Source organism: Streptomyces scabiei 87.22, from assembly GCF_000091305.1.
Lineage (GTDB): Bacteria > Actinomycetota > Actinomycetes > Streptomycetales > Streptomycetaceae > Streptomyces > Streptomyces scabiei.
Map to the genome: position 1 here is coordinate 3,343,454 of NC_013929.1, position 24,234 is coordinate 3,367,687.

At 69.1% G+C, this 24,234-nt stretch carries 21 protein-coding genes and 2 pseudogenes; 12 read left to right on the forward strand and 11 right to left on the reverse strand.

Annotated elements, in window-relative coordinates; all coding sequences use genetic code 11:
* Nucleotides 1–81: 81 nt before the first annotated feature.
* The 4 genes from SCAB_RS13925 to SCAB_RS13940 all read right to left on the reverse strand — a co-directional run bounded on the left by SCAB_RS13925 (nt 82) and on the right by SCAB_RS13940 (nt 3,284).
* Complete coding sequence (locus SCAB_RS13925; protein ID WP_013000715.1) at nt 82–903, reverse strand: protein phosphatase 2C domain-containing protein; 822 nt, start codon at nt 901–903, stop codon at nt 82–84.
* Nucleotides 900–1,760, reverse strand: coding sequence for a sigma factor-like helix-turn-helix DNA-binding protein (locus tag SCAB_RS13930; RefSeq protein ID WP_013000716.1), 861 nt, complete (start codon nt 1,758–1,760; stop codon nt 900–902). The genes SCAB_RS13925 and SCAB_RS13930 overlap by 4 nt, the downstream gene beginning before the upstream one ends.
* Nucleotides 1,761–1,935: 175 nt before the next feature.
* The gene (locus SCAB_RS13935; protein ID WP_013000717.1) at nt 1,936–2,331 is read right to left on the reverse strand and encodes an ATP-binding protein; all 396 of its coding nucleotides are present in this window, start codon (nt 2,329–2,331) and stop codon (nt 1,936–1,938) included.
* A gap of 98 nt (nt 2,332–2,429) precedes the next feature.
* Nucleotides 2,430–3,284, reverse strand: a complete 855-nt coding sequence (locus SCAB_RS13940) for a helix-turn-helix domain-containing protein (RefSeq protein WP_106437259.1) — start codon at nt 3,282–3,284, stop codon at nt 2,430–2,432.
* Between the two features lie 550 nt (nt 3,285–3,834).
* Here SCAB_RS13940 and SCAB_RS49040 point away from each other — a divergent pair.
* The 3 genes from SCAB_RS49040 (at nt 3,835) to SCAB_RS13950 (ending at nt 6,904) form a co-directional block, all read left to right on the forward strand.
* Nucleotides 3,835–5,472, forward strand: a complete 1,638-nt coding sequence (locus SCAB_RS49040) for a DNA methyltransferase (RefSeq protein ID WP_106437260.1) — start codon at nt 3,835–3,837, stop codon at nt 5,470–5,472.
* A gap of 118 nt (nt 5,473–5,590) precedes the next feature.
* Nucleotides 5,591–6,262 carry a DUF4145 domain-containing protein gene (locus SCAB_RS44800; protein ID WP_158512233.1) on the forward strand — a complete coding sequence of 224 codons (672 nt, stop codon included), beginning with the start codon at nt 5,591–5,593 and terminating at the stop codon, nt 6,260–6,262.
* Nucleotides 6,263–6,343: 81 nt separating this feature from the next.
* The gene (locus SCAB_RS13950) at nt 6,344–6,904 is read left to right on the forward strand and encodes a hypothetical protein (RefSeq protein ID WP_013000721.1); all 561 of its coding nucleotides are present in this window, start codon (nt 6,344–6,346) and stop codon (nt 6,902–6,904) included.
* Between the two features lie 492 nt (nt 6,905–7,396).
* Here SCAB_RS13950 and SCAB_RS49540 read toward each other — a convergent pair.
* Nucleotides 7,397–7,561, reverse strand: a pseudogene (locus SCAB_RS49540) (IS630 family transposase); the annotation flags it as partial.
* Between the two features lie 491 nt (nt 7,562–8,052).
* On the opposite strand from SCAB_RS49540, the gene SCAB_RS13955 reads away from it, so the two are divergent.
* The 3 genes and pseudogenes from SCAB_RS13955 (at nt 8,053) to SCAB_RS13960 (ending at nt 9,708) form a co-directional block, all read left to right on the forward strand.
* Entirely contained in the window at nt 8,053–8,622 is a 570-nt protein-coding gene (locus tag SCAB_RS13955; protein ID WP_013000723.1) for a DUF4232 domain-containing protein, read from the forward strand.
* A gap of 171 nt (nt 8,623–8,793) precedes the next feature.
* A pseudogene (locus SCAB_RS49395) lies at nt 8,794–8,912 on the forward strand (transposase); the annotation flags it as partial.
* A gap of 46 nt (nt 8,913–8,958) precedes the next feature.
* Nucleotides 8,959–9,708 carry a hypothetical protein gene (locus SCAB_RS13960; RefSeq protein ID WP_013000724.1) on the forward strand — a complete coding sequence of 250 codons (750 nt, stop codon included), beginning with the start codon at nt 8,959–8,961 and terminating at the stop codon, nt 9,706–9,708.
* A gap of 73 nt (nt 9,709–9,781) precedes the next feature.
* On the opposite strand, the gene SCAB_RS13965 is transcribed toward SCAB_RS13960, so the two are convergent.
* From SCAB_RS13965 to SCAB_RS13975, 4 genes are all read right to left on the reverse strand, one after another.
* On the reverse strand, nt 9,782–10,144 hold the full coding sequence (locus SCAB_RS13965) for a hypothetical protein (RefSeq protein WP_013000725.1): 363 nt from the start codon (nt 10,142–10,144) through the stop codon (nt 9,782–9,784).
* A gap of 255 nt (nt 10,145–10,399) precedes the next feature.
* Nucleotides 10,400–10,786 (reverse strand): DUF6083 domain-containing protein, encoded by a 387-nt coding sequence (locus SCAB_RS48425; RefSeq protein WP_013000726.1) that lies wholly within the window; start codon nt 10,784–10,786, stop codon nt 10,400–10,402.
* 202 nt (nt 10,787–10,988) lie between these two features.
* Nucleotides 10,989–13,016 carry a hypothetical protein gene (locus SCAB_RS13970; protein WP_037728563.1) on the reverse strand — a complete coding sequence of 676 codons (2,028 nt, stop codon included), beginning with the start codon at nt 13,014–13,016 and terminating at the stop codon, nt 10,989–10,991.
* A gap of 80 nt (nt 13,017–13,096) precedes the next feature.
* Entirely contained in the window at nt 13,097–13,426 is a 330-nt protein-coding gene (locus tag SCAB_RS13975; RefSeq protein ID WP_037728562.1) for a hypothetical protein, read from the reverse strand.
* Between the two features lie 653 nt (nt 13,427–14,079).
* On the opposite strand from SCAB_RS13975, the gene SCAB_RS13985 reads away from it, so the two are divergent.
* A complete protein-coding gene (locus tag SCAB_RS13985; protein WP_013000730.1) occupies nt 14,080–15,291 on the forward strand; it encodes a lysylphosphatidylglycerol synthase transmembrane domain-containing protein in 1,212 nt (403 codons plus the stop codon).
* Between the two features lie 230 nt (nt 15,292–15,521).
* On the opposite strand, the gene ku is transcribed toward SCAB_RS13985, so the two are convergent.
* Nucleotides 15,522–16,637 (reverse strand): non-homologous end joining protein Ku, encoded by a 1,116-nt coding sequence (ku, locus tag SCAB_RS13990; protein ID WP_443057416.1) that lies wholly within the window; start codon nt 16,635–16,637, stop codon nt 15,522–15,524.
* A 349-nt stretch (nt 16,638–16,986) separates the two neighbouring features.
* Here ku and SCAB_RS13995 point away from each other — a divergent pair, with 349 nt between their 5' ends.
* The gene (locus tag SCAB_RS13995; RefSeq protein ID WP_013000733.1) at nt 16,987–19,395 is read left to right on the forward strand and encodes an ATP-binding cassette domain-containing protein; all 2,409 of its coding nucleotides are present in this window, start codon (nt 16,987–16,989) and stop codon (nt 19,393–19,395) included.
* Between the two features lie 253 nt (nt 19,396–19,648).
* On the forward strand, nt 19,649–20,530 hold the full coding sequence (gene ligD, locus SCAB_RS14000; RefSeq protein ID WP_013000734.1) for a non-homologous end-joining DNA ligase: 882 nt from the start codon (nt 19,649–19,651) through the stop codon (nt 20,528–20,530).
* A 12-nt stretch (nt 20,531–20,542) separates the two neighbouring features.
* On the opposite strand, the gene SCAB_RS14005 is transcribed toward ligD, so the two are convergent.
* Nucleotides 20,543–21,346, reverse strand: a complete 804-nt coding sequence (locus SCAB_RS14005) for a nuclease-related domain-containing protein (protein ID WP_013000735.1) — start codon at nt 21,344–21,346, stop codon at nt 20,543–20,545.
* A 104-nt stretch (nt 21,347–21,450) separates the two neighbouring features.
* Between SCAB_RS14005 and SCAB_RS14010 the strand changes: the two genes are divergently transcribed.
* The 3 genes from SCAB_RS14010 (at nt 21,451) to SCAB_RS14020 (ending at nt 24,223) form a co-directional block, all read left to right on the forward strand.
* On the forward strand, nt 21,451–21,963 hold the full coding sequence (locus SCAB_RS14010) for a protein-tyrosine phosphatase family protein (RefSeq protein ID WP_231884999.1): 513 nt from the start codon (nt 21,451–21,453) through the stop codon (nt 21,961–21,963).
* Between the two features lie 221 nt (nt 21,964–22,184).
* Nucleotides 22,185–22,946, forward strand: a complete 762-nt coding sequence (locus tag SCAB_RS14015) for a hypothetical protein (protein ID WP_231885001.1) — start codon at nt 22,185–22,187, stop codon at nt 22,944–22,946.
* Complete coding sequence (locus SCAB_RS14020) at nt 22,943–24,223, forward strand: sensor histidine kinase (protein ID WP_013000738.1); 1,281 nt, start codon at nt 22,943–22,945, stop codon at nt 24,221–24,223. Before SCAB_RS14015 ends, SCAB_RS14020 begins: the two co-directional genes overlap by 4 nt.
* Nucleotides 24,224–24,234: the final 11 nt, after the last annotated feature.

Sequence of the window (24,234 nt, forward strand, 5' to 3'; positions counted from 1 at the left end):
CTAAGGTAACCGCCAACCCGCCAACTGTCTAGGGGGGTATACGAGAAGTCGCGACCTCACCGCTCGCGTGAGCGGATTACGTCAGCCCAGCGCCCAGTGAAGGGCGGTCGCGTCGTCGCGAGCCTTCCCGCGCGGCCAGCGTCGGCCCTCAGGGTCGCCGGCCTCAGCTTCACGTACACGGCGGATCAGCTCATCCGGCCCCGAGGAGTCGAGGACGGACAACGCTTCTTGCCAGTCGGTGAGTTCGAACCGGTCGACGAGTCGCGTCGCGCCGTCGCTCAGCAGCGTCACGGACGTCAGCGCCTCCAGCGGTACCGCCCCCGTCAGGGAGTGTTCGGCCGCCCGCGGGTCGGGGCCGGCGATCCAGAAGCCGCCCGGCCGGTTACGGAGCCCGGTCAGGGCATCCCGGTACTCGGCGAGGGCGGCGGTGTGTTCCGGTGAGCCGGTGGGCAGTTGGTCGACGGGCCCGCGCAGCCGCTTGCCGACCTCGTCCAGGCGCCGGTCGGTGACCACGGTCGTACGGCCGTCCTGGTCGGCCAGCAGCAGGGAGGAGTCACCTAGGACGAGGTATTCCAGCACTCCCCCGCCGATCCGCGCCGCAATGACCGTACTGGTCGGGCTGGCCCGGTACGCGAGGTCGCAACTGTCCTCGTGCAGGGACCGGACGAGGCCGATCGAGTCGGCCAGGCAGTCAACGAGCGGCTGAGCGGGATGTGCGGTGATGCTGCGCAGGAGCAGGCTGCCCAAGGTTCCGGAGAACCAGGCGACGCCATGCGTACAGCCCGTCTCGGCCCCGCCCACGCCGGCGCCGTCGAGGACAACGGCCGCACCGGGGGCGGCAGCGGCGAAGTCCTCGTTCTCGCGGTCGTTCTCGGCGGGCAGCGTGGCGAGGGTGAACCTCACCCCGTTGCCTCCGTCACCTCTTCGTCGTGCCGGTAGAGCGGGCAGAGCAGTTCGGCGGACTGCGGTTCGCTGGTCTCCGGGTCGTACTCGACCCCGACCAGGGTGGAGAACCGGCGGTCACCGATCTGCCCCCACAGGGTGTTCAGGTCGTTGGCAAGCAGCTGCACGACGCCGAGGGAACCTTGCGTATGGATACCGGCGATGGCGAGGAGCGACCCGTTACCGTCCGGGCGCGGCAGCCGGCCGAGGTATCCGACGTCGTACGGCCGAGCCGGGTCGCCGTCCTGTCCCGACCGGTACACGGTGCCGGTACGTCGGTCCACCACCGTCCAGGGCCCGTCTTCCGCGCGCTCCCAGCTCAGAACGGGATCTTGCGCGTAGGTGTCCCACATCTCCTGGGACATACGTGGTCCGCAGACGACGACCAGGCCGTCTCGGTTGAGGTCGATCTCACCACCGACCGACACATGCTCCGAGGTGACGTCGAGTCCGTACGTCCGCGCGAGATCTTCCAGCCGCTTGCCGGAGCTGACGTCGTCCATGGCGACGACCGTCCGCCCACGCTCGTCATCACGCCGAAGGGGAGTGGCGACGACGACGGAGCCCCGCCCGAGGAAGGCCCCTTCCGGCGCCGGACCGGTGTGCCGGATCTGGTGAATGCGCCCGCGGCTCAGGCCCGCCTTCTCGGCGATCTGCGCATACGACAGCCCTTGCGCGTGCATGTCCTGAACCACCCGCCGCCGGAGGCGAGCCAGTTCGGTCACCTCCTGCTGTGCATCGGCCAACCTGGTCGTGACCTCGCGCAACAGCCGGTACGGATCATCAATCGCCATGATCCGCTGCAACTCGTCCGACATGACCTCACCTCCTAGCACTAACCAGGAGTCTAGGGCCCTAGACGGAATGGGCGGGAGACGGCGTCCCGTACTTACGCCGATCACGTAGAAGCTCGACCGCCTACCGGGTACACCCCGCGGGCTCACCCGCCACCGCCCGCAATGCGACCAGAGACGACTGTCGAGACAGATGCGGTCACGCGCTCTCCCGCACCAGGTCCGCCCACACGGTCCGCCCGTCGGGCCAGGTCTTCACGCCCCAGTCCTTGGCGCACGCGGCGATCAGCGCCAGGCCGCGACCGCCCTCCGCCTGGTCCGTCACGTCACACAGCCGCGGTTCGCGTTCACCACCCAGGTCGACTACCTCGATGCGCACGAGGTCGCTGTCGCCGCCGAGGCCGACGATCACGACGAACCAGCCGCCGGCCGCGCCGCTCAACGAGTGCCGCACAGCGTTGGTCGCAAGCTCACTGACGACCAAGACCGCTTCGTCGACCGGTCCTCGCTCATCCAGCAGAGCAGCAACGAAGTGCCGAGCATGGCCCACCTCCTCGGCCAAGCCGGGAAAGGCACGGCACCACTTGGTTCGCATGGAAGGTCCCTCACTCTACGTCTAGGGGGCTAGACAGCGCAACGGCAGAGTATTCCCACAGTCCGTCACCGAGCTAGGCATCTTGAGGAATTATTCCTCTATCGAGTGAGGAGGTCTCCCAAGTTGCGGAAGTCCGCCATCACCCGCAACAGCAGATCCCGCACCTCGTCGCCGAAGATCGCCGCTTCCTCGAAGCGAACGAACGTCTCCGCGTAGGCGGCCAGTTCGGCGGAGTCGGCCGACACGCGCTCGCTGTCGAAAGTCTCGACGACGACTGCCCGCTGGTCGCACAGGGTGAACCCGTGGCGAGGCAGCACCGGCACCGGCCAGCGCCAGGGGATGACCCCGAGCCGCACCGTGCTCAGGCTCTCGACAGCCAGCAGCCGGTCGAGCTGGGCCAGCATGAGCGCCGGAGACCCCGGCCAGGTACGCAACACGGCTTCCGTCAGCACGAACACCGACTCCCGCCCCGGCTCGTACAACACACTCTGTCGCTCGATGCGGGCACCCACCGCCCGACCGACAGCATCAGGCGTCGAGTTCGGCGCACTCACAAAGACCTGCCGGGCGTACTCCGCGGTCTGAAGTAGAGCGGGCAGCACGACGCACTGGAACGACCGCACCAGCCGCGCCGACCGAACCTCGTCGTCAACGGTTATGCCAGCGGACGGAGTTACCTCGTCTGCGGGCGGGTCAGCATCGGGAGCAGCCATCACGGCATCCAGCAACTCACGCACCCCGCGAACGGTCGGCTCGTCGAGGTCGAGGGCACGCGTGAGCCGGTCGAGCACATCAGCGCTCGGAACCATGCGCCCCGTCTCGACTTTGGACACGGTCGGCTGCCCCACCCCGGCACGCTGCGCCAGCACAGCACCCGTCAGCCCGGCCTCTGCCCGAAGTACACGAAGACGCGCACCAAGCGCCCGCATCCGATCCCGCCGCTCACTCCCCATGCTCAGGGTTCTACACCACAGGGCAGCCCGGCAGAGAAAGGCCGATCACGGCCACCGTCAACCATCAGCTGGGATCGAACTGTCAAGCATCACCCGGGATCGGACACACACTGGCCCAGCCCCTCCGTGATTCAAACTTTCTCTACTGGTTCAAGGCGGCTCGCTCCGCTCCCCGCGCGCGGCCCGGCCCCCGGCCGGGCCTGCGCTCCAGTCTCCGCCCCGCTCCAGCCCGGCCGGCGCCCGTGCCGCGCTCACAGCAATCAGCCGCCCGATGCCAGAGAAGGGGGTACGTCGTGGTTGAGGCCGGTCGGCTCCACGGCTTTAGCCACCTCCCCGGTCCGGGCCCCGCGTCGAGCAAGACCAGGGGGCCACTCGTACACATTGCGGTCAGGCCCAAAGCCTGCCCGAGTTGCCAACCAGCGTACGGCCCCCTGATCATGCTCGACCCCAGACAGGGCAGGCCACCGGCCAAACCCGTTCCGTCGACCTCCTGCCCAACGGTCATCCACAGCCCCCTGCGCACAAGCTTCACCTATGGCAAACTTCGCGCATGGCGATCAACTTTGGTGGCAAGCCAGACACAAACAAGCTCATCTATGGCGATAACCTTGAGATCCTACGCGGAAATCTAATTCCCTCCCAGAGTGTGGACCTCGTCTACCTGGACCCCCCATTCAATTCAAATAGGTCCTACAATATTCTTTTCAAAGATAAAAGCGGCGAAGAGTCCCCTGCGCAAATTGAAGCATTCGATGACACATGGAACTGGAGCCACGAGACAGAAGCTCTATATTTGGAATTGCTCGAAGGTGACCATCCTCTCGCGATTAAAGATGCACTTGAGGCAATGCGTCGTCTCCTAGGCGAGAATGACGTCTTGGCATATCTCACCATGATGACGGCTCGACTGATCGAACTGCATCGGGTTCTTAAATCCACAGGATCGCTCTACCTGCATTGCGATCCCACTGCCAGTCACTACCTGAAGATAGTACTCGATGCAATTTTCGGACCTGAAGCATTCCTTTCGGAAATCATCTGGAAGCGCACAAGTGCACACAATCGGGTCCGCCGCTTCGGCCCGGTACACGACGTAATTCTCCACTACGCGAAGGGGAGCAGCCCAACCTGGAATCCACAGTACGTCCCATACGATCAAGACTATATTGATCGAGATTATCGCCGGATCGAAGAAACCACGGGCCGCAGGTATCGAATTTCAGACATGACCGCAAATCGCCCGGGGAGTCGCCATGAATGGAAAGGGATGCCGCCCCCAGGGAATCGCTTTTGGGCGTATTCACTGGAAAGCATGGAACGCCTGGAGGCCGAAGGGAAGATCGTTTATTCGACGCGAGGATACCCTCAGGTCAAGCGATACCTTGATGAAATGCCGGGTCAGCTCGTCCAAGACGTATGGACAGACATTGCCCCGATCAACAATCGAGCAGCCGAAAAGCTCGGATATCCTACACAGAAGCCTCTGGCTCTGCTTGAGCGAATCATCGCCACTTCATCTAATGAAGGCGATGTTGTGCTAGATCCATTTTGCGGATGCGGCACGACCATTGATGCGGCACAAAGGCTCGGTCGTCGATGGATCGGAATTGACATCACGACACTTGCAATCGACCTGATTGACGCCCGACTGCGTCACACCTTCACCGAGTCGATCCAGAAGAACTATGAAATTCTAGGCATTCCTCGGGACGTTGATGGTGCACAAGCCCTATTCAAGCGATCGCCCTTCGAGTTCGAGCGGTGGTGCGTGATGCTTGTATCCGGCCAGCCGAATGACAAGCAAGTCGCTGACAAGGGGGTCGACGGGGTTGTCCGCATTCCAATCGATCAGAAGGGTGCGTCTCATCGAGTACTTGTGTCGGTGAAGGGTGGAGCTACGAATCCTGGCCACGTTCGCGATTTGCTGGGAACTGTTGAATCACAAAAGGCCGCTATGGGTGTTTTCATCTCCATGAAGAAGCCCACTAAGGCGATGCAAGATGCTGCTAACCACTCGGGCCTCTACACCTTCCCGCCCAACGGTGAGAAGTTTCCGCGCATTCAATTGATCACGGTCGAAGAACTTTTGGAGGGAAAGCGCCCCAGGCTCCCAGTGACCCCGATGCTTCCGTACTTCCAGGCGAAGCGGCGAGAAGAGGGAAATCCTCAGGAAACTCTCTTCGACTGAAGGGCGGAAGATGCAATCACGTTTTGATAGACAGATATTTGAGCAACTCGCTGGCCCTTTCGAAGAATGGCCCATCATCATTTGTCCGAGTTGCCGCCGAACCTCCCTAGAAGCAAGTGTGGATGAGTTTGAGAGTGCAATAAGTCTCGACGCCCGCGACTTCGACGAGTGGGAGCCGGATTGGGTAAGTGGGTATTTTCACGGAAGGATCGAATGCCCACGGATCGGCTGTGACAATAGGTACATTGTAGCCGGGATGTGGACCTTAGATAGCACAGATGACACCACCCAACCCCCCACAGAGGGAATCGCCAGATTTTACAGCGTCCAGTACATGCTCCCCGGGCTCCCTCTGATGGATTTCCCGGACGCAGCACCTGAGATAGTAAGAGAAATGGCCAAATCGGCCGGAGCCATCCTATTGGTGGATCCTAGCGCCGCAGCAAACCGCATTCGATCAGCCATCGAAGCCCTACTAGATCATCAACGAATTCGCAAAACGTCCCCCCGAGATAAAACACGTCGACTAACCACCCACGCGCGGATCGAAATATTTCGGGCAAAGAATCAGCAGGCAGCTGACCACCTGATGGCCATGAAGTGGATAGGCAACGTAGGAAGCCACGAGCGAAATCCACTTCCTCTTGGCTGGGTACTTGACGGAATGGAACATTTCGCCAGGGCTGTTGAGCTTGTGTATGACCCAACCGCGAATGAACTCGAAAGGCGCGCAAAGATGATTAATAAGAAGGGGAGCAAACTCCGCCCTAAGACCAACGGGAAAACCTGATATCTGTATCGAAGGGTCGAAGAAGTTAAGTGGCGCCAATCGAGTTTCCGGAAGCCCGACTCGCAGGAGTACGGTCCGCCCATGAACTGGCGAGACTCTCGGTCCTGGACCGAATCATGGGACTGGGGCGACGCGCCCGCCTGGGCTGCGTTCGTGCTGGCAGCGCTAGCACTTTGGATCAGCATCAGGGCGCAGCGAGACGGGCGGCGCTCAGCCGACGCGGCCGAAAAGTCTGGGACCGCTGCCGAAGCCTCTGTCGAAGAGGCGCGGCTGTCGCGCATGGCATCGGAGCGGTCGGCGACGGTTGCCGAGGAGACGCTGGCTGATCAACGGCGTGAGGCAGCAGCGCGGCGAACGGTGGAAGAGGAAGCTAGCCGCCCCCGGCCAGAATTCCGGATCGAGCGCTCTGGGCGACAGGGGTTCAGGCTGCGCAATGCTGGCACCGGGCCCGCCACGGGCATCACGGTGAGCGATCGAGGGCGGTCGTACACGATGGACAGGATTGTCGATCTGACCTTGCAACCGGGCGACGCCAAGGCGTTCATGATGTTGGGCACTGCGGGACAGCCCATTCCGGGCACGTTGTACCTGACTTGGGACGGCCAGAGCGAGGAAGTGCCTGTGGCCATCCCGGACTTCTGACCACGGGTCCCCGCTGGCTACCGTTGCCGTAGCCGAGAAGGGCCAACGGACTGTTCGAGCATCATGCCCGGAGTGTCCGCATGCTCGGCTGCGAACGTGCACGGCGACCAGGCCCTGGAAGTACTTCGGCTTACCTCGCAGCCGTAGGCCGTGCCGTCCGGTGAACCGACACCTTAAGACGGAGCGGGCAGCCGTGGACTATCCGTGGACTCGTTCCGCCTGATCTGCTGTGTGCAGGCCCGTGACCTGCTGCGTTGTCTGCTAGCCACGGGGCCTCCGGAGCCGTGTGCGCAGGTTCGAATCCTGCCGGGGGCACCTTGCATGAGGTGCCCAAAGACCCCGCCATCAGCGCTTTCGCTGAGAACGGGGTCTTCGCGTATGTGCAGCCGTGTGCCGGTGTGCGCGGACGAGTCGTGGGCGGGATCTTGGAGTAGGACGTCAGGTGAGCCCCGCATGTCGTCTGTCCTCGCGTTGTCCGGAGAAGCTGCAGGGGCCGTCCCGTCGCAACTGCTGCCTCAGATAGGCCGACTTCAAGCTCACCGGCAGGCGCCGTACCCTCTCCGACGGCTTGATTCTCTGCTCGCTCAACTCGGCCGCCTACAACCGTACCGACTCCCGGTGCCGACGTCCCGCAGCGGTCGGCCCGCCCGCCCCCATCCGCAGACCTCACACACCACGGAATACAGCCACCACCCGAGGACCTTCAGGGACTTCGCGTTGATTCACCCTGACGAGCCGAAGCCAGTAGTGACCCATCGCGGCCTGCGTCAGGTCGTCTGGAGGCTGCCCCTGATGGTCGAACAACGACACTCGCGCCACAGGTCAGCGGCTCAGCGCATCTTCGGTTGTGCGCTGGGGGCGCGGAAAGTCCCGTGGCGCGCTGGAGGCGCTCGTGTCTCGTGCCGTTGTCACGGAGAAGGCCGGGTACGGCGTGGAGGCCGAGCTGGCCGCCACGCCTCCCCCGTGTCCCGAGGACGGCCATCTGTACGGGTGCAGCCTGTCGTCACCGTTCCGTCACAAGTGGTCGCCGCGCGGAACGCCACCGCTCTCCCGCCCTGTCTGCACTCACGTATCGGGAACACGACGTACCGCGGGGCAACAACCGACGACCTAGACCCGCGGACGAGACGACTCAGGGGGACGACAGCATGCGGCACAACAACGGCTTTCGCAGGGCGGCTCTGGCGACGACGGCGGTCACGGCCTTCGCGGCGGCGGTGACCGGCATCCTGCCCGGCTCCGCCATGGCGGCGAGCACCACCGCCTCCACCCCGCCGCCCGCCTGCCCGGCCTCCGCCCTGCAGGTCAGCGCCCGGCAGGCCGCCCACCCTCCCGTCGGGACCGGGACCGGGGCGGCGGTCGTGAAGTTCACCAACATCTCCGGGAAGACGTGCGTCGTGAAGGGGCACCCGACGGTCGCGGGCGCCGGCAACGGCTCCCCCTCCCACAACACCCCGCTCAAGGTCACCCGCAAGGGCAAGGCGGCCACCGTGAAGCTCCGGCCGCACGGCAAGGCGTGGGTGAAGCTGACCTTCGTCCAGGTCCAGGGGGAGGGCGACGGCTACTGCGTGTCGGGCAAGACCCCGAAGGCGTATCCGACGATGGTCATCGGGCTGCCGCGCTCCGGGAAGCACCAGGTCGCCCTGAACGACGGGTGGTGGGCCCTGTGCGACAACAAGGTGACGGCCACCCCGGTCTCGAAGGTCAAGCCTTCCTGACCCCACCGTCCCCACAACGCCGAGCTGCCTGCACCACGATCGCAGACGCTGACCTGCACTCTTGCGAAGTACTGCGCATAAGTGCCGGTCAGTGACTCAGTGCACCTTCGGTGCGCGCCGGGGAGGCGTATACATCCCGTAGCGCGCTGGAGGTGCTTCTGTCTGCCCGGCGCCGAAGTGATCATCGCGGAGAAGGCGGTGACATGAGCCGGTTCGCCTCCGCCGAACGCCTCGCCTCCTGGGCCGAGGGCTACCCCGGCAACCACGAGTCGGCCGGGCGCACCAGAAGTGGGCCACCGCAGCGCTGTCCGGCGGTGCCGTGCTTGGATCATCGGTATGACGGACTGGTCTCGGCTGCACCACGCCTACGGCACGGCGGAAGACGTTCCCGGCCTGCTTGACGCAGTCGGTCCTGACGCGCTGGATCCCCTCTGGAACGAGCTCTGGTCCCGGCTGTGTCATCAGGGCACCGTCTACTCGGCGAGTTACGCGGCCTTGCCTGCGCTGACCGAGATGGCGCGGCGGTGGTCGGCCGCGGACCGGCAGATGCCCCTGTGTCTGGCCGGCTCCATCGTGGCAAGCACAGATCGGCCCTACGGCGGCGACGATCCCCAAGTGGCCTACGCCTCCCAGATATCCGTCCTGGCGCGCCTCACCGAGGAAGCCCTTCAAGATCCGGGACTCACCGGCAATCCTGCGAACTACGTCAACTTGCTGGGCACGCTGCTGAGTTTCCAGGGCGTAGAGGTGTGGGGTGAGCAGCTCGACGGGTTGAACGACGAGGAGTACGAGGTGCCCTGCCCCTCGTGCGGCACGGAGAACTTCATCGTCTTCGGCGAGTGCGGCTTCTTCTCGACCACAGACAGCATGTACATGAAAGCCTCCACGTCCGCGGGACAGGTGCCCCTACGGCCCCACAGCCCCGCAGCCTTGGACGGGCTCGGCCGGAGACTCCACTCCCGCGCACTCGCGGACGGGCAGTCCGACATCGCCCGCAGGTTGACCTACGTCTTCGGCGATGCGCAATGTGCCGAGTGTGATGTCGTCTTCAGCGTCGCGGAAGCGGTCGTCGGGCAAGGGAGCTGATGGGACCCTTGCCACGGCACTTGAACGCGTGAGGCCGGCTGTGTCTCGGAGCCGCCGGGCGCCGTTGTGGGGATCAAGAGCCTGTCCGCAACCAGTGACGCGCGGCGGCCAGTGTCACTTCGAGGTCGTCGCTCCATGAACAGACTTCCACCCAGGACAGGTAGCCGTCCTGGGTGAAGACCAGCACCTCGCCGGGGCACTCGCCGGCTTCGGTGACGAGCTGCGCTTCGCCCGCTACTACCGTGCCGGGGCCGGTGGGCGCAGCTTCCACCTTGCCGGTGTCAAGCTGGAAGTAGGCGGTGCCACACCCGCAGGTACAGCGCGCTCGCACGCTGAGGTGCGGAACCTGTCTTTGGAGCGCGATGTGGGCCAGGGTGTCCCCGTTCAGGACTGCCGCAAGCACGTCGGCTACGTCGGCAGGCAGGCTCTCGTTCATCGCGTCACCGTATCTGACCAGCAATTTTTAGAGGTCATGCCAGCCCTCGACACCCGGCCCGAGCTCCGCCCGCGCACGCGGGCCAACGGCGTGCAGCCCTGGCGGCCCCGGGACCGGATTGCGCGGCATCGGCTGAGAGTCCTTCTCGCTGGAAGGAGAGCAGCCGGCAGCGGTATTGCGGGTTGCTCAAAGGCACGGGGAAGGGTTTCGTCAGGGCTCCTTCGGGTCTTGGCCGGGGGCTCGCCCTTGTCGTCGTCAGCCGGCGTCCGGCCAGTCCTGTGGGGGTACACGTGGTGGCTCCGGGTCGCTCCGGCGGTGTGCTTGCCTTGCGTTTTCGCCTCGCAGGCTGGTCAGCCATGGCCATAGGTCCGGGAGGGCTTGCTTCGGGCAGGCCAGGCGGTGTTCTATGCGGCAGCGCTGGAACTGGTCCGGCGGGCACACTCCGTAGACCGTCACCCGTCCGTCGGACAGCTCGATCCAGCGGTACTCCGCCGGCACTGTGTGGGCCGGCGGGCGCATGTCGGGCTCCAGCAGCACCCAGTCCTGGCCGAGTGTCGCCACCCGATCCTGCGGGAGGCCGCAGTGCGGGCACCTGTTCCGTCCTCTGCCGATGCGGCGCGGCTTCTCATCCAGAACCCCCATGACGTGAGGGTCTCCAGGCCGTCGGTCACGGTGTAGAGCGCGAACCGGACGGGACGTCCGGGGTGGGAGTGTGCCGGTGAGGCGGGATGCGATGCGGCAGGTGCAGGCAGCATCCGACGGACGACGGGTGCGCGGCTGAGATGCGGCGGAGTGTTCGGTTCCTGAGGGTCGAACGGGCCCGGGCTGCGGCGCGATTTCGCGCTCAGGGCCTGGTGGTCGGTGGGGCGGTGATGTGGTCGAGGTCCAGGGGGTGGCTCGTGCTGTCCGTGTTCAGTCTGGCCTGGAGGTCGGTCTGTCTTGCCGCCAGCTGTTCGAGGACCCGGTAGGGGCGGGTGAGGGGGAGTCCTGCCTCGACCTCCTTCTTGCTCCAGTGGCCCAGGAACTCCAGGACCGTGTCGATCAGGCCCAGGGCGGACTGGGCCGTGAGTTCGTCCGCCGGCTTGGCGAAGACACCCTGATGGAATGCCGCGTTGCGCATCGCGTAGAGCCAGGTCAGCTGGGTGTGGATGGTGTTCTGCTGATCGTGCAGCCACGTCGCGAACTCCGCGGGGTGCGCGAGACGCCGCTGCCAGGTGGCCACCTGCTCCGCGGCCAGGCCGTCCGTCAGGGCGACGAGGGTCGCGAGGGAGCTGTTCGCGGACCGGATGTCCGCGGGGGCGCCTTCGGGCGGTGCGAGCACGGCGAACCATCGGTTGAGGTGGATCGCGCCGTTCGGCCCGTGGTCCGGGCTGTCGCCTCCGTCCTTGAGGATCACCTTCATCAGCGCCTGCAGCAGGGTGTCGGTCTCCCGGGTCAGGTGGTCGTGCGTCGTCCGGGCCTCGTCCGCTTGCGCGAGCAGGGCGGAGTGGCGTGCGGACATCTCCTCGTGGGCCCGGCGGGCCGAGGGGGCCGGTTTGTCCTTCACCTTTTCCATGCTGCGCGCGAGGCGGGCCAACCTGCGCTCGTACTCTCGGTGGTGCCAGGCGGCGTGCCTCACCGTCGCCTGTGCGGAGAGCAGCACCACCTGCCACAGTCCGAGGAGTTGTTGCCGCGCCGCGTGCAGTGCGCAGGCCTTCGCCAGGATGTCGAGTCCCGCGGACTTCATCCCCACCGACTCGACCGCGCTCCACACCAGGCCCGCGGTCGTCATCGGAGCGTCGACCTGCTGCGCCAGATGGGCCGCGCGCAGGGCGGGGCCCAGCGAGGCCGGCCAGTGGGTGGTCAGCGGGAGCGCCGCCTTGGTGGTCTTCGACCTCGCGTCGTCGTGGACCACGTGTGCGCTGGTGTCGGTGGCGAACAGCAGCGGGTGGAGTGACAGGCGGCTCAGGCGCTGGCCCGCCGCGTACTGGTCCAGCACCTCGCTCAGCTTCCGCCGTCCTCGGCGCAGGGCGGTGTGCGTGTCGGCCGCGTGGACGGGGAGTGTCACCAGCGCCGCGGGGCCGTCCAGGCCCGCCGCGATACGGCTGAGGAAACGGCGCCGTGTGTCCTGCCTCTGCGCCTCGTGCGGTGGTTCGGCGTCACGGGGCACCGGCTGCTGTCTCGCGCCGGGAAGCAGGAGATCCAGATTCTTGAGTTCCCGGGTGCCGGTGACCACCAGGCCCACCCTGAAGGGTCGCTCGGCCGGCCAGAGGACCGCCGCGAGCTGCTCCGCGGTCGGCGCGTGGGGCGAGGTTCTTTTCAGCAGGGCGATCAGGTCGGTCCGCAGGTCGAGTCCGTCCCGTCCGTGCAGGGCGACCGCGACGGCTATCTCGTTGCGGAGGGTGACTGCCGCTCCCGGGGTCGTCCGGGACTCCCACAGGGGGACCAACCAGTCCCGGACGGATCTCGACGCCGGCGCGATGAGCCGCCCCAGCCGGGCCGCGTAGTTCCGTTTCACGTGGTCCGGGGTGGAGTCGGTGAGCGTCGCCTCCAGGGTGTGCACCAGGCGGCGGGCGGCGCGCAGGTGTTGTGCGTTGTCGGGGACGGCGGCGAAGACCAGGCTGGCGGTGTCCATGTTGACCCGCGCGGGGGCTGTCAGCCGTTTCAGCAGGCGAGTGACCGGCTGTCTCTCGGCCGAGACGTTGCCTTCGAGAGCGTGGTGCACCCGAATGAGGGTCAGCAGGGCGCTGTTGACCGCGGACACATGCTCGGTCGCGTAGGCACGCGGATCCAGCATCCGCAGGAGACCTTCGAGGAAGGCTCTTTGCTGACGCGTGAGCGGCGCTGCACCGAAGGCTTCCACGGCATGCGCGTCCCATACCTTGTAGTGCATCTCCGCAGACTACGCCGGCCGCTCCCTCGCCGAGCGGAGCAACTGGCGCGGCCGAAGCGGGACTTGGGCGGTGGGGGCGTTCAGGGGGTGGGGCGGCGGTGGGGTGGGGTGAAGAGGTAGAGATCGAGGATGGGGGGCATGGGGGCGACGCCCGGACCACCGGAGCGGACCCAGCTGACGATGTCCTCGGTGGCGTCGGTGTCGTTGACCAGGCCGAGCCAGACGGGGCGGGCGCCGGCGGCGCGGCCTGCCGCGGAGGGCTGGACCACGACGACATTGGCCTGGTCGCAGGCGTCCAGGCAGGTGGAGACGCGGGTGGGGACCGAGGCCCGGAGGCGGGCGGTCTGGCCCTCGTGGTCCACACCGGGGAGTTTGGGGGTGCCGCAGCAGCAGTCCCGGCAGACCGTCACTCGGGAGGGTGCGGAGGGGCGTACGGGCGGGAGGGCGGTGGCGCGGCGGGGGACGAGGGCGGGAGTGGGGGCGGGGGTGGGGATGGCTGTCGGGTCCGGGGGCGGCCCCACCGAGGTCACCACGGATTCGGTCCCCTTCCAGGTCACCACGGTGTCGGTCGGCTTCCAGGTCACCACGGTGTCGGGGCGGTACGTGTGAGGGGATTCATGCGCCGGCCTCTGAAGTCGGTGAACTGGTCCTGTCCGTGGGGAGTTTACGTGTGGCAGCCCTCTCGACCTCGCCGTCACCAGCGGCTTCGCCCCGAGGGAACGAATCGGGGGCCGGCACGATGCCGGGTTGCGGCGGAGAGTGCGGGCCGATGAGGGCGTGCGGTGCGGGCGAGGTGTGATCTTGGTGGAAGCCGGGCGCGGGGGGCGTAGGGAAGTGACATGTGTCTCACCTGGGGCGGACGGGGCCGGGCGGGCTCCGGCGGCAGAGTCGCTGCTGGGAAGCGGTGTCGTCGTTCCGGCGGTGGCAGGAGTTCGGGTGGTGCATACCGGGGAGTCATTTGGGGTGGGAACGGTCCTGGGGTTCCCTTCGTTCTTGACTTGCCCTGCCTCCGTCGGAGCGGTCCCCCGCCGTACCGACGCGACGCGGAAGGACGACGTGCCCTTTGTTCCCGCTCCCGCTCGACGCGCCGCCCCCCTCGCGGCCCACCCCGTCCCCTGTCACCGACCCCCTCCCCCTGATACCCGGCCCGGCCCGGCGCTCGGACCCCACCCGGGTCCCCGGCCGGACCCCGGCCCCGGCCCCCGACGCCGTACCCGAGGCGCTCGCTGAGTCCGACCGCGCCGCGTGCCCCGCGGCGCTCCCGGAACCCGACTGTGCCGACCGGGCGGAGACGCTGGCGCCCGCCAGGCTGCGGGCCCTGCTGCCCGCCCGTACTGCCGTCAACGCCCGGCGGCTGCGGTTCGCGCTGACGCTGCTGCCGCTCGTGCTGCTGGCGGTCTGGGCGGCGGTCGACTGGCGGACGGTCCATGAAGGGGCCGTACGGCTGGCCTCGGCCGACCCCTGGTGGCTGCTGGCCGGCGCGTTCTTCACGGCCCTGTGCTCGGTGGCCTCCGCCTGTGTACGGCAGGGGGCCGTGCCGGAGCGGCTTCCGCCCGGGCAGCTGCTGGCGACCCAGTTCGCCGCCGGTGCCGCCGGGCAGGCCCTGCCGGGGAACATCGGCGCCCACGCGGTCGTCCTGCGTTTCCTGCGGCGCCGGGGCATCCCGCTCGCGCGTGCGACCTCCTCGCTCGCGCTGTACTCGGCGGTCAAGCCGGTGGCCAAGACGCTGGTGATCATCGCCTTCGTCGTGGCGTTCCCGGGCACGCTCCGCCTGACCGAACTCCTGCCCAAGGGCGAGACCCTCGCCCTGGTCGGCGCGATCACCGGGGTCAGTCTGGCCGCCGTGGTCACACTGATCACGACCGTACGGCCGTTGCGGCGCCCCCTCATCGGAGGGCTGCGTTCCGCGCTCACCGACACGCGGCTCGTGCACAGCCGTCCCGTCCGCGCCGTCTCCCTGTGGGGCGGGGCCGCGGCCTTCCCCCTGTGCCAGGGGGCGGTGGTGGCCTCGGTCGGCACCTCGCTGGGGCTGTCCGTGTCCTGGACGCAGATGGTCTTCGCGTACCTCGTCGCCAGCACCGCCGCCGGTGCGGTGCCCGCGCCGGGGGGCCTCGGTCCCATGGACGCGGCGCTCGTCTTCGCCCTCGTCGCCTTCGGCGCGCCGGCGAGCCTCGCCACCACCACGGTCATCGGCTACCGCGTGCTCACGGTCTGGCTCCCCCTCCTGCCGGGCACGCTCGTGCTCTCCGCGCTGGTACGGGCGAAGGTGCTCTGAGCCGGGGGACGGCGGGAGGAAGGGGCCGGCTCGGGAGTGGTGCACGTTCCGCGTAGGGCTTCCGCTTGGTGCACGTTCCGCGTAGGGCTTCCGCTTGGTGCACGTTCCGCGTAGGGCTTCCGCTTGGTGCACGTTCCGCGTAGGGCTTCCGCTTGGTGCACGTTCCGCGTAGGGCTTCCGCTTGGTGCACGTTCCCCGTGGGGCGCGCTCTGCCACCGGGGGCGGGCAGGTCAGGCCGAGCGTTTGCGGGCGGTCGTCTTCTTCGCGGGGGTCTTCTTCGCGGGGGTCTTCGCCGCCGTGGACTTGGCCGAGGCGGCGGACTTCGACGCCGACGTTCCGGACGCCGAGGACTTCGCCGCCGTCGTCCTGGCCGCGGCCGTCGTCCTGGACGCCGTCGTCTTCTTGGCCGTCGTCTTCTTCGCGGCCGTCTTCTTCGCCGGCTCGGCGGACCTGGTCGTGGACTTCTTCGGGGCGGCGGACGTCCCTCGGGCCGTCGTGGTGGATTTCTTGCCCGGCGGTTGCTTCGGGGTGGGCCGGGACGAGAGGTGGGTGATGTCGGCGACGTCCTCTCCGCGCGACTCCTTGGCCTCGCGGACGCTCTTCTCCAGGGCGGCCATGAGGTCGAGGACCTTGCCGCCCGGGGCCGGGGCGGGTGCGCTGGGCGCTTCCTCCCCGGCCGCCTTCGCCGCGACGAGCTCCTCGACGGCCTCGCGGTAGTCGTCGTGCAGCGACGCGAAGTCGACCTCGCCGAGGGTGTCCATGAGGGCGTCCGCGAGGTCGAGCTCCTTGTCGCGGACGGTGACGCTCGTGTCGGGGGCGACCCCGTCCGTCGCGCGGATCTCGTCGGGCCAGAGCAGCCCGTGCATGGCGAGGACGTCGTCCACGACCCGCAGCATGCCCAGCCGCTCGCGCCCGCGCAGTGCGAACTTGCAGATGGCGACCTTTCCGCTGCGCTTGAGCGCCTCGCGGAGGAGGGTGTACGGCTTGGCGGCGGGGACGCCGTTCGCCGCGAGGTAGTACGCGGCGTCCACCTGCAGCGGGTCGACGCTCTCGGCCGGTACGAAGCCCTCGATCTCGATGGTCTTGGCCGTCGGGATGGGCAGGGAAGCGAGGTCCTCGTCCGTGATCGGGATCATCGTGCCGTCCGCGTCCTCGTACGCCTTGCCGATCTCCCCCTGCGTCACCTCGCGGTCCTCCAGCTCGCAGACCTTGCGGTAACGGATGCGGCCGCCGTCCTCCAGGTGGACCTGGCGGAAGGAGACGGAATGGCTCTCGGTCGCGTTCACCAGCTTGATCGGGATGCTGACCAGGCCGAAGGAGATCGCACCGTTCCAGATGGATCGCACGGGCAGCACGCACCTTTCGGTTCCCTGCTTCCGGTTTGTCCACACCGTAACGCGGACCGATCAGGGGTGCCCGGCGGGCCGGTCAGGATTCGAGAAGCGCGCAGGGGCGGGGCGCGCCTAGCGTGAACCGTGCGACGTCTCACGGCGTCTTGCGGCGTCTTGCGGCGTCGCACGACCCCGTGCCGCTCCTGGCCGGCTCGGCGGGGGTCGAACGCCCGTTTCGTCCCGGCCCGGCGGAAATGCATCCGGAATACGCACCACCGCACGTACTCTTCCCAGCGGATCGGACCCGGTCGGGCGACGCCGGCGGGACCGCGGGACGCGGCTCCGCACGACAGATGGAGGAACGATGACCAAGGCCACGAGGGCGGGGACGCAGGAGCGGTCGCCCGGGCCGCACGCCGCCGACAGCCATGATCTGATCCGTGTGCACGGGGCCCGGGAGAACAATCTCAAGAACGTCAGTATCGAGATCCCCAAGCGCCGCCTGACGGTGTTCACGGGTGTCTCGGGTTCGGGGAAGAGTTCGCTGGTGTTCGACACGATCGCCGCGGAGTCGCAACGGCTGATCAACGAGACGTACAGCGCCTTCCTCCAGGGTTTCATGGCGAACCTGGCGCGGCCCGAGGTGGACGTGCTCGACGGGCTGACCACCGCGATCACGGTCGACCAGCAGCGGATGGGGTCCGACCCGCGCTCCACCGTCGGCACCGCCACCGACGCCAACGCGATGCTGCGCATCCTCTTCAGCCGACTGGGCGAGCCGCACATCGGTCCACCCGGAGCGTTCTCCTTCAACGTCGCCTCGGTCTCGGCGAGCGGCGGGTTCACGGTCGACCGGGGTGCCGACAAGACCAAGACCGAGAAGGTCAGCTTCAGCCGCACCGGCGGCATGTGCACGCACTGCGAGGGCCGGGGCAAGGTCTCCGACATTGACCTCGCCCAGTTGTTCGACGACTCCAAGTCGCTCTCCGAGGACCCGTTCACCATTCCCACCTACACCGGCGACGGCTGGGTGGTGCGGGTCATCGCCGAGTCGGGCTTCTTCGACAAGGAGAAGCCGATCCGCGAGTACACCAAGAAGGAGCGGCACGACTTCCTGTACCGCGAGCCGACCAAGGTGAAGATCAACGGCGTCAACCTCACCTACGAGGGGCTGATCCCGAAGCTGCAGAAGAGCTTCCTCGCCAAGGACCGCGAGTCGATGCAGCCGCACATCCGCGCCTTCGTGGACCGGGCGGTCACCTTCACCGAGTGCCCCGACTGCGACGGAACCCGGCTCAGCGAGCTGGCGCGCTCCTCGCGGATCGGCAAGGTCAACATCGCCGACGCCTGTGCGATGGAGATCCGTGACCTGGCGGAATGGGCGCGCGGGATCGAGGACGCGTCGGTGGCGCCGCTGCTCGCGAAGCTCCACTACACCCTCGACTCGTTCGTGGAGATCGGCCTCGGCTATCTCTCCCTGGACCGGGCCTCGGGCACGCTCTCCGGTGGCGAGGCGCAGCGGACCAAGATGATCCGCCACCTCGGCTCCTCGCTCACCGATGTCACGTACGTCTTCGACGAGCCGACGATCGGGCTGCACCCGCACGACATCGAACGGATGAACAACCTGCTGCTGCGGCTGCGCGACAAGGGCAACACCGTGCTCGTCGTGGAGCACAAGCCGGAGACGATCGCGATCGCCGACCACGTCGTGGACCTCGGCCCCGGCGCCGGCACGGCGGGCGGCACCGTCTGTTTCGAGGGGACGCTGGAGGGGCTGCGGGCGAGCGACACCGTCACCGGCCGCCATCTCGGGGACCGGGCCGCCCTGAAGGAGTCGGTGCGCAGGCCCACCGGTGCGCTGGAGATCCGGGGGGCGAACGCGAACAACCTCCGGGACGTGGACGTGGACATCCCGCTCGGCGTGCTCACCGTCGTCACCGGGGTGGCCGGCTCCGGCAAGAGCTCGCTCGTGCACGGGGCGATGGCCCGGCAGGCGGGGGCCGAGGGCGTGGTGGCGATCGACCAGACGGCGATCCGCGGGTCCCGGCGCAGCAATCCGGCGACGTACACCGGGCTGGCGGACCCGATCCGCAAGGCGTTCGCCAAGGCCAACGGGGTGAAGCCGGCGCTGTTCAGCGCCAACTCCGAGGGGGCCTGTCCCACCTGCAACGGGGCCGGCGTCATCTACACCGATCTGGCGATCATGCAGAGCGTCGCCACCCCGTGCGAGGAGTGCGAGGGGAAGCGGTTCGAGGCGTCGGTGCTGGAGTACCGCTTCGGCGGGCGGGACATCAGCGAGGTGCTGGCGATGTCGGTGGCCGAGGCGGAGGAGTTCTTCGGCGCCGGTGAGGCGCGCACCCCGGCGGCCCACCGGATCATCGAGCGGATGGCGGACGTGGGTCTCGGCTACCTCACCCTCGGCCAGCCGCTCACCACGCTCTCCGGCGGCGAACGGCAACGGCTGAAGCTGGCCACGCACATGGGTGACAAGGGCGGGGTCTACGTTCTCGACGAGCCGACCACGGGTCTCCACCTCGCCGACGTGGAGCAGCTGCTGGGGCTGCTCGACCGGCTCGTCGACGCGGGCAAGTCGGTGATCGTCATCGAGCACCACCAGGCGGTCATGGCCCACGCCGACTGGATCGTGGACCTCGGCCCCGGCGCCGGCCACGACGGCGGCCGCGTCGTCTTCGAGGGCACTCCGGCCGACCTCGTCGCGGCCCGCTCGACCGTCACCGGCGAACACCTGGCGGCGTACGTGGGGGCGTGACCGCCCGCGGAGGACGGCCACCAAGCAGCCCGGGGCCGACCACACCGCGCAGGGCCCCGGCGGGGTCCGGCACCCCGTACGCCTCGTGCCCCGCGTGTCGCCACGCTCGCCGGCGCGGGGCCACCGGGCACCGGGCACCGGGCACCGGGCACCGGGCCCCACCCCACCTCCGCCTGCCCTCACCCCCAGCCGCTTCCCCGCATTCGCCATCCCCTTCGTCCCGCTTCACCCCGAACCGTGAAATTCTGTCGCCATGACACCGATCACCGAGGTGGAGGGCCGCCGGATCGTCCTCTCCCATCTGGAGAAGGTCCTCCACCCGGCGACGGGTTTCACCAAGGGTGAGCTGCTGCACTACTACGCCACGACCGCGGACGCCCTGCTGCCGCATCTGCGCGACCGCCCGGTCTCCTTCCTCCGTTACCCGGACGGTCCGGGCGGACAGGTCTTCTTCACCAAGAACGTGCCGCCGGGCACTCCGGACTGGGTCACCACCGCCGAGGTGCGGCGGATGGAGGGACCGGCCCGGATGGTGCTGGTGCAGGACCTGGCGAGCCTGATGTGGGCCTCGAACCAGGTCGCCGAGTTCCACACCCCGCAGTGGACCGTCGGCTCCGGCGAGGAGGCCGACCGGCTCGTCCTCGACCTGGACCCGGGGGAACCCGCGACGATCGTCGAGTGCTGCGAGGTCGCCCGCTGGCTGCGGGAGCGGCTCGCGGAGGACGGGATCGAGGCGTACGCGAAGACGTCCGGGTCGAAGGGGCTGCATCTGCTGGCGGCGGTGCGCGGGGCGACCTCGGAGCGGGTGTCGGAGTACGCCAGGGAACTCGCCGTCGAGGCCGAGAAGGCGCTGCCCCGCCTGGTCGTGCACCGGATGAACCGCAGTCTGCGCCCCGGCAAGGTGTTCGTGGACTGGAGTCAGAACGCCGCCCGCAAGACCACGGCGGCGCCCTACACGCTGCGCGCCCGCCCCGAGCCGACCGTCTCCGCGCCGGTGACGTGGGCCGAGGTGGAGGAGTGCGGCTCCCCCGCGCACCTGGTGTTCCGCGCCCCGGACATCGCCCCCCGCCTCCGGGATCACGGCGATCTGCTGGCGCCGCTCCTCGACGCGGAGGCCGCGCACGCGCTGCCGTGACGGTCCACCGGTCTACACGCGGGTCCAGGTCCGCCGGTCCCGTGCCGTCGCGTGCAGCCCCTCCACGTCCGCGGGCTTCAACTGCCCGCCCGCGCGGGCGAGTCGGGCGAGGTCCGTGTCGCGCAGGACGCGGACCTCGCGCGGGGGCGTGGTGATGTCGAGGCCGGCCGGCTCGGTGACGGCGAGCACGGGACGGACCTCGGCGGTGAGGGCGTAGGAGGCGCGGTCGGCTTCGGCGCGGAGCGCGCGCAGCAACGCGCGGGGTTCGTGCCGGCCGACGGCGACCATCGGGTCGGTGACGACGACGCGTTGCCGGCGCGCGTGCAGGGACCGTACGCAGAACAGTCCCCCGGGACCGATCAGCAGGTGGTGGATGCGGTCGCCGCCGGGCAGCGGCACGGAGTGCAGGGTGTGCCAGCCGGCTCCCTCCAGCCGGTCCAGCGCGTCACCGACCGCCTGCTCGGCGGCCAGGGCGCGGCGGCGCGGGTCGGGGCGCAGCCGGCGCGGGGGCCCGGGGGCGCGGTCGAGGGCGATCAGCAGCGCCTCGCCGGGGCGGTTGGGGGCCAGGTCGTCGTCCGGGTGCAGGCTCAGCCGGGCCAGTTCGGCGGGGGTGGGCACCGGGGGCGGGCCCACGGCCACGGGGCCGGTGACGAAGGGGCCGAGCACGGCCAGCACGTCCTCCCTCAGCTCCTCGCTGAGGAGGTTCACCCGGCCCGCCTCACGGTCGTACCAGGCGACGTTCCTCCCGTCGGTCCGGCACACGTACAGGCGTTCCTGTCCGTGCCGCCAGGTCGGTATGACGCGCAGTCGGTTCATGCACCATCACCCCACGACCATGGGAACAGGCGGGGTGCTCCATCGGCAAGAACCCGGTTACCTTTGGGGTGACGACCTGTCGTCAGGGGCTTGGGGAGGCGCCGTTGCGGACGCGCAGGAAGCAACCGGGTGTGCCCGCTCCGGGCGAACCGTGGAGCGAGATCGTGCCGGGGCTGTGGATGGGCGGGCACGAGTTCGCGGGGCGGACCGGCACCGGGGACATCGAGTTCGCGGTCGTACGCGACGAGTTCGATCTGGTGCTGACCCTGCTGCGGCTGCCGGGGTACGGGCCGGACGACGGCGTCGAGCACCATGTGTGGCCGATCCCGGACGGGCCCTTGGACGGTACGCAGCTGGCGGGTGTGATCCGGCTGGCGCAGGCGGCGTGCGACGCGCTGGAGGACGGCAAGCGGGTGCTCGTACGCTGCTACAGCGGGTACAACCGGTCCGGTCTGGTGGTGGCGCACGCGCTGATCCGCGACGGGCACTCCGCCGAGGAGGCGATCCGGCTGATCCGCACCCGCCGTTCACCGTGGGCGCTGCACAACGAGCTGTTCGTGGAGTACCTGCACACGGGACTGGCGACGGTACGGCTGCTGGAGGAGCTGGCCGAGTAGCGGGCGGCCACGGCCCGGACGCAGGGCGCGGCCCGAACGCGGGGCGCGGCCCGAACGCAGGGCGCGGCCCGAACGCAGGGCGCGGCCCGGACGCAGGGCGCGGCCCGGACGCAGGGCGCGGCCCGGACGCAGGGCGCGGCACTCCCGGCCCGGACGCGGACGCGGTACTTCCGCACGAATAGGGTGTACTGGACCGTATCGACGCCCCCAGGAGTCCCGTGGTGCCCAGCGTGCCCAGCCGTGCCGCGCGTGTGGCCGTCTTCGCGTCGGTCGCCGTGGCCGCCGCCCTGCTGCTGGGGGCCTGTGGTGACTCCGGCGGCCTGGTGAGCGCGGGCGCGACGTCCACCGCGAGCGGGCCGACCCGGCTGTGGCCCGGGGAGCCGCCCGCCTCCTCCCCCGCCTACGACTACGGCGAGGCCGAGACGGAGGTCGTCAAGGGCGTCGAGGTCCCCGGCGGGGACGTCCGCGAGGTGGACCCGGTGGCCGTCGTGCGCGCCGAGATCGCCGCGCATCCCGAGATGTACTCGGGGTCCGACGCGGCCTACGGCGGCACCACCAGGCGCATGGCGGACTGCGAGGGTGACGGGGACCGCGCCGAGTGCCCCGTCCTGCGGGCCTACTACCGGGACCTCACCGGCGACGGCCACGACGACCTGGTGCTCGGCTTCCGGCTGCTGCCCGGCAACCAGACGGCGGTGCGGATGTACACGCTCCGGGCCCACCGGCTGGTGCAGGTGCTGGCGAGCGACGACGCGGTGCTCGCGGTGGAGCTGGCCGGACGTACCGTGATCATCCGTTCCCCCGCGGCGATCGTCGGCTACGAGTACCGCACCCAGTGGAGCTGGGACGAGGAGCAGCAGGCGATGCTGCTCACCCGCGACGAGATCCTGCGCGTGGGCGGACCGGCCCGCCCGTCCCCCACCGGCGCGACGACGGCACCGGCCGCCACTGCCCGCCCCTCGTCGTCCGGCGGCCCGCGATGAGCGCGGAGCGGACCGCGCGGAAACGGTTCGTCCTGCGCCGCTGGGTCTCCTCGCTCACCTGGAAGGCGCTGGCCTTCATCACGGTGATGTGCTGCGGGCTCGCGGCGCTGCTCGGCGCGCTCGTGCATGTGTCCGTCACCGACCGGACCGTCAGCGACGCCCGCTCACGCGCGCTCGCCCGGCTCGACGGGGCGGTGCGGGCGTACGAGGCGGGGAACCGGCTGCCGCCCGACGCCGCCCTCGACGCGCGGGAGCTGCCGGGGCCGTTGCGCGAGCTGGCGGTGAGCGGGCGGCGCGGCACGATGGTCGGGGACGCCGGCGGGCTCCCCGCGATGTGGGCGGCCGCGCCCGCCGACGGCGGCGCCCTGGCCGTGCGGATCGACTACGCGCAGAGCGCGGCCACGATCGAGAACCTCGACCGGGCCATCCTGGGCTCCTCGGCGCTGGCCATCGGGGTCACGCTGGCCGTCGGCGCGCTCGGCGTCACCGGGGTGACCCGGCGCCTGCGCACGACCTCGCAGGTGGCCCGGCGGATCAGCGCGGGCGACCTCGACGCCCGGGTCGGTGACCCCCGTACGGCGGACCCGTCGCGGTACCGGGACGAGGTGGCCGCCGTGGCCGCCGCGCTGGACACCATGGCGTCCACGCTGCAGCGCAAGCTGGTCGGCGAGCAGCGGTTCACCGCGGATGTCGCGCACGAGCTGCGGACGCCGCTGACCGGGCTGCACGCGGCGGCCGAACTGCTGCCGCCGGGGCGGCCGACGGAGCTGGTGCGCGACCGCGTCGCCGCGCTGCGGACGTTGACCGAGGACCTGCTGGAGATCTCGCGGCTGGACGCGGGCGGCGAGCGGCTGGACGTGGACGCGATCCGGCTCGGGGTGCTGGCCGGGCGGGTGGCCGCGCACGCCAGCGGCGACACCGAGGTCCGGGTCGTCGAGGACGCGTGCGTGGAGACGGACCGGCGGCGGCTGGAGCGGGTGCTGGGCAACCTCGTGGCCAACGCGCACAAGCACGGACGGCCTCCGGTGGTGGTGACGGTGGCCGCGACGGCCGAGGAGGCCGTGGTGACCGTGCGGGACCACGGGGACGGGTTTCCCGAGTATCTGGTGGCCGAGGGGCCGCAGCGGTTCCGAACGGAGGGTTCCCGCAAGGGACATGGGCTGGGGCTGACGATCGCGGTGGGGCAGGCGGAGGTGCTCGGGGCGCGGCTGCGGTTCGAGAACGCGGCGGACGGCGGCGCCTCGGCGGTTCTGCGACTGCCGGCCGGCGGGGACTGACCGCGAGGTCC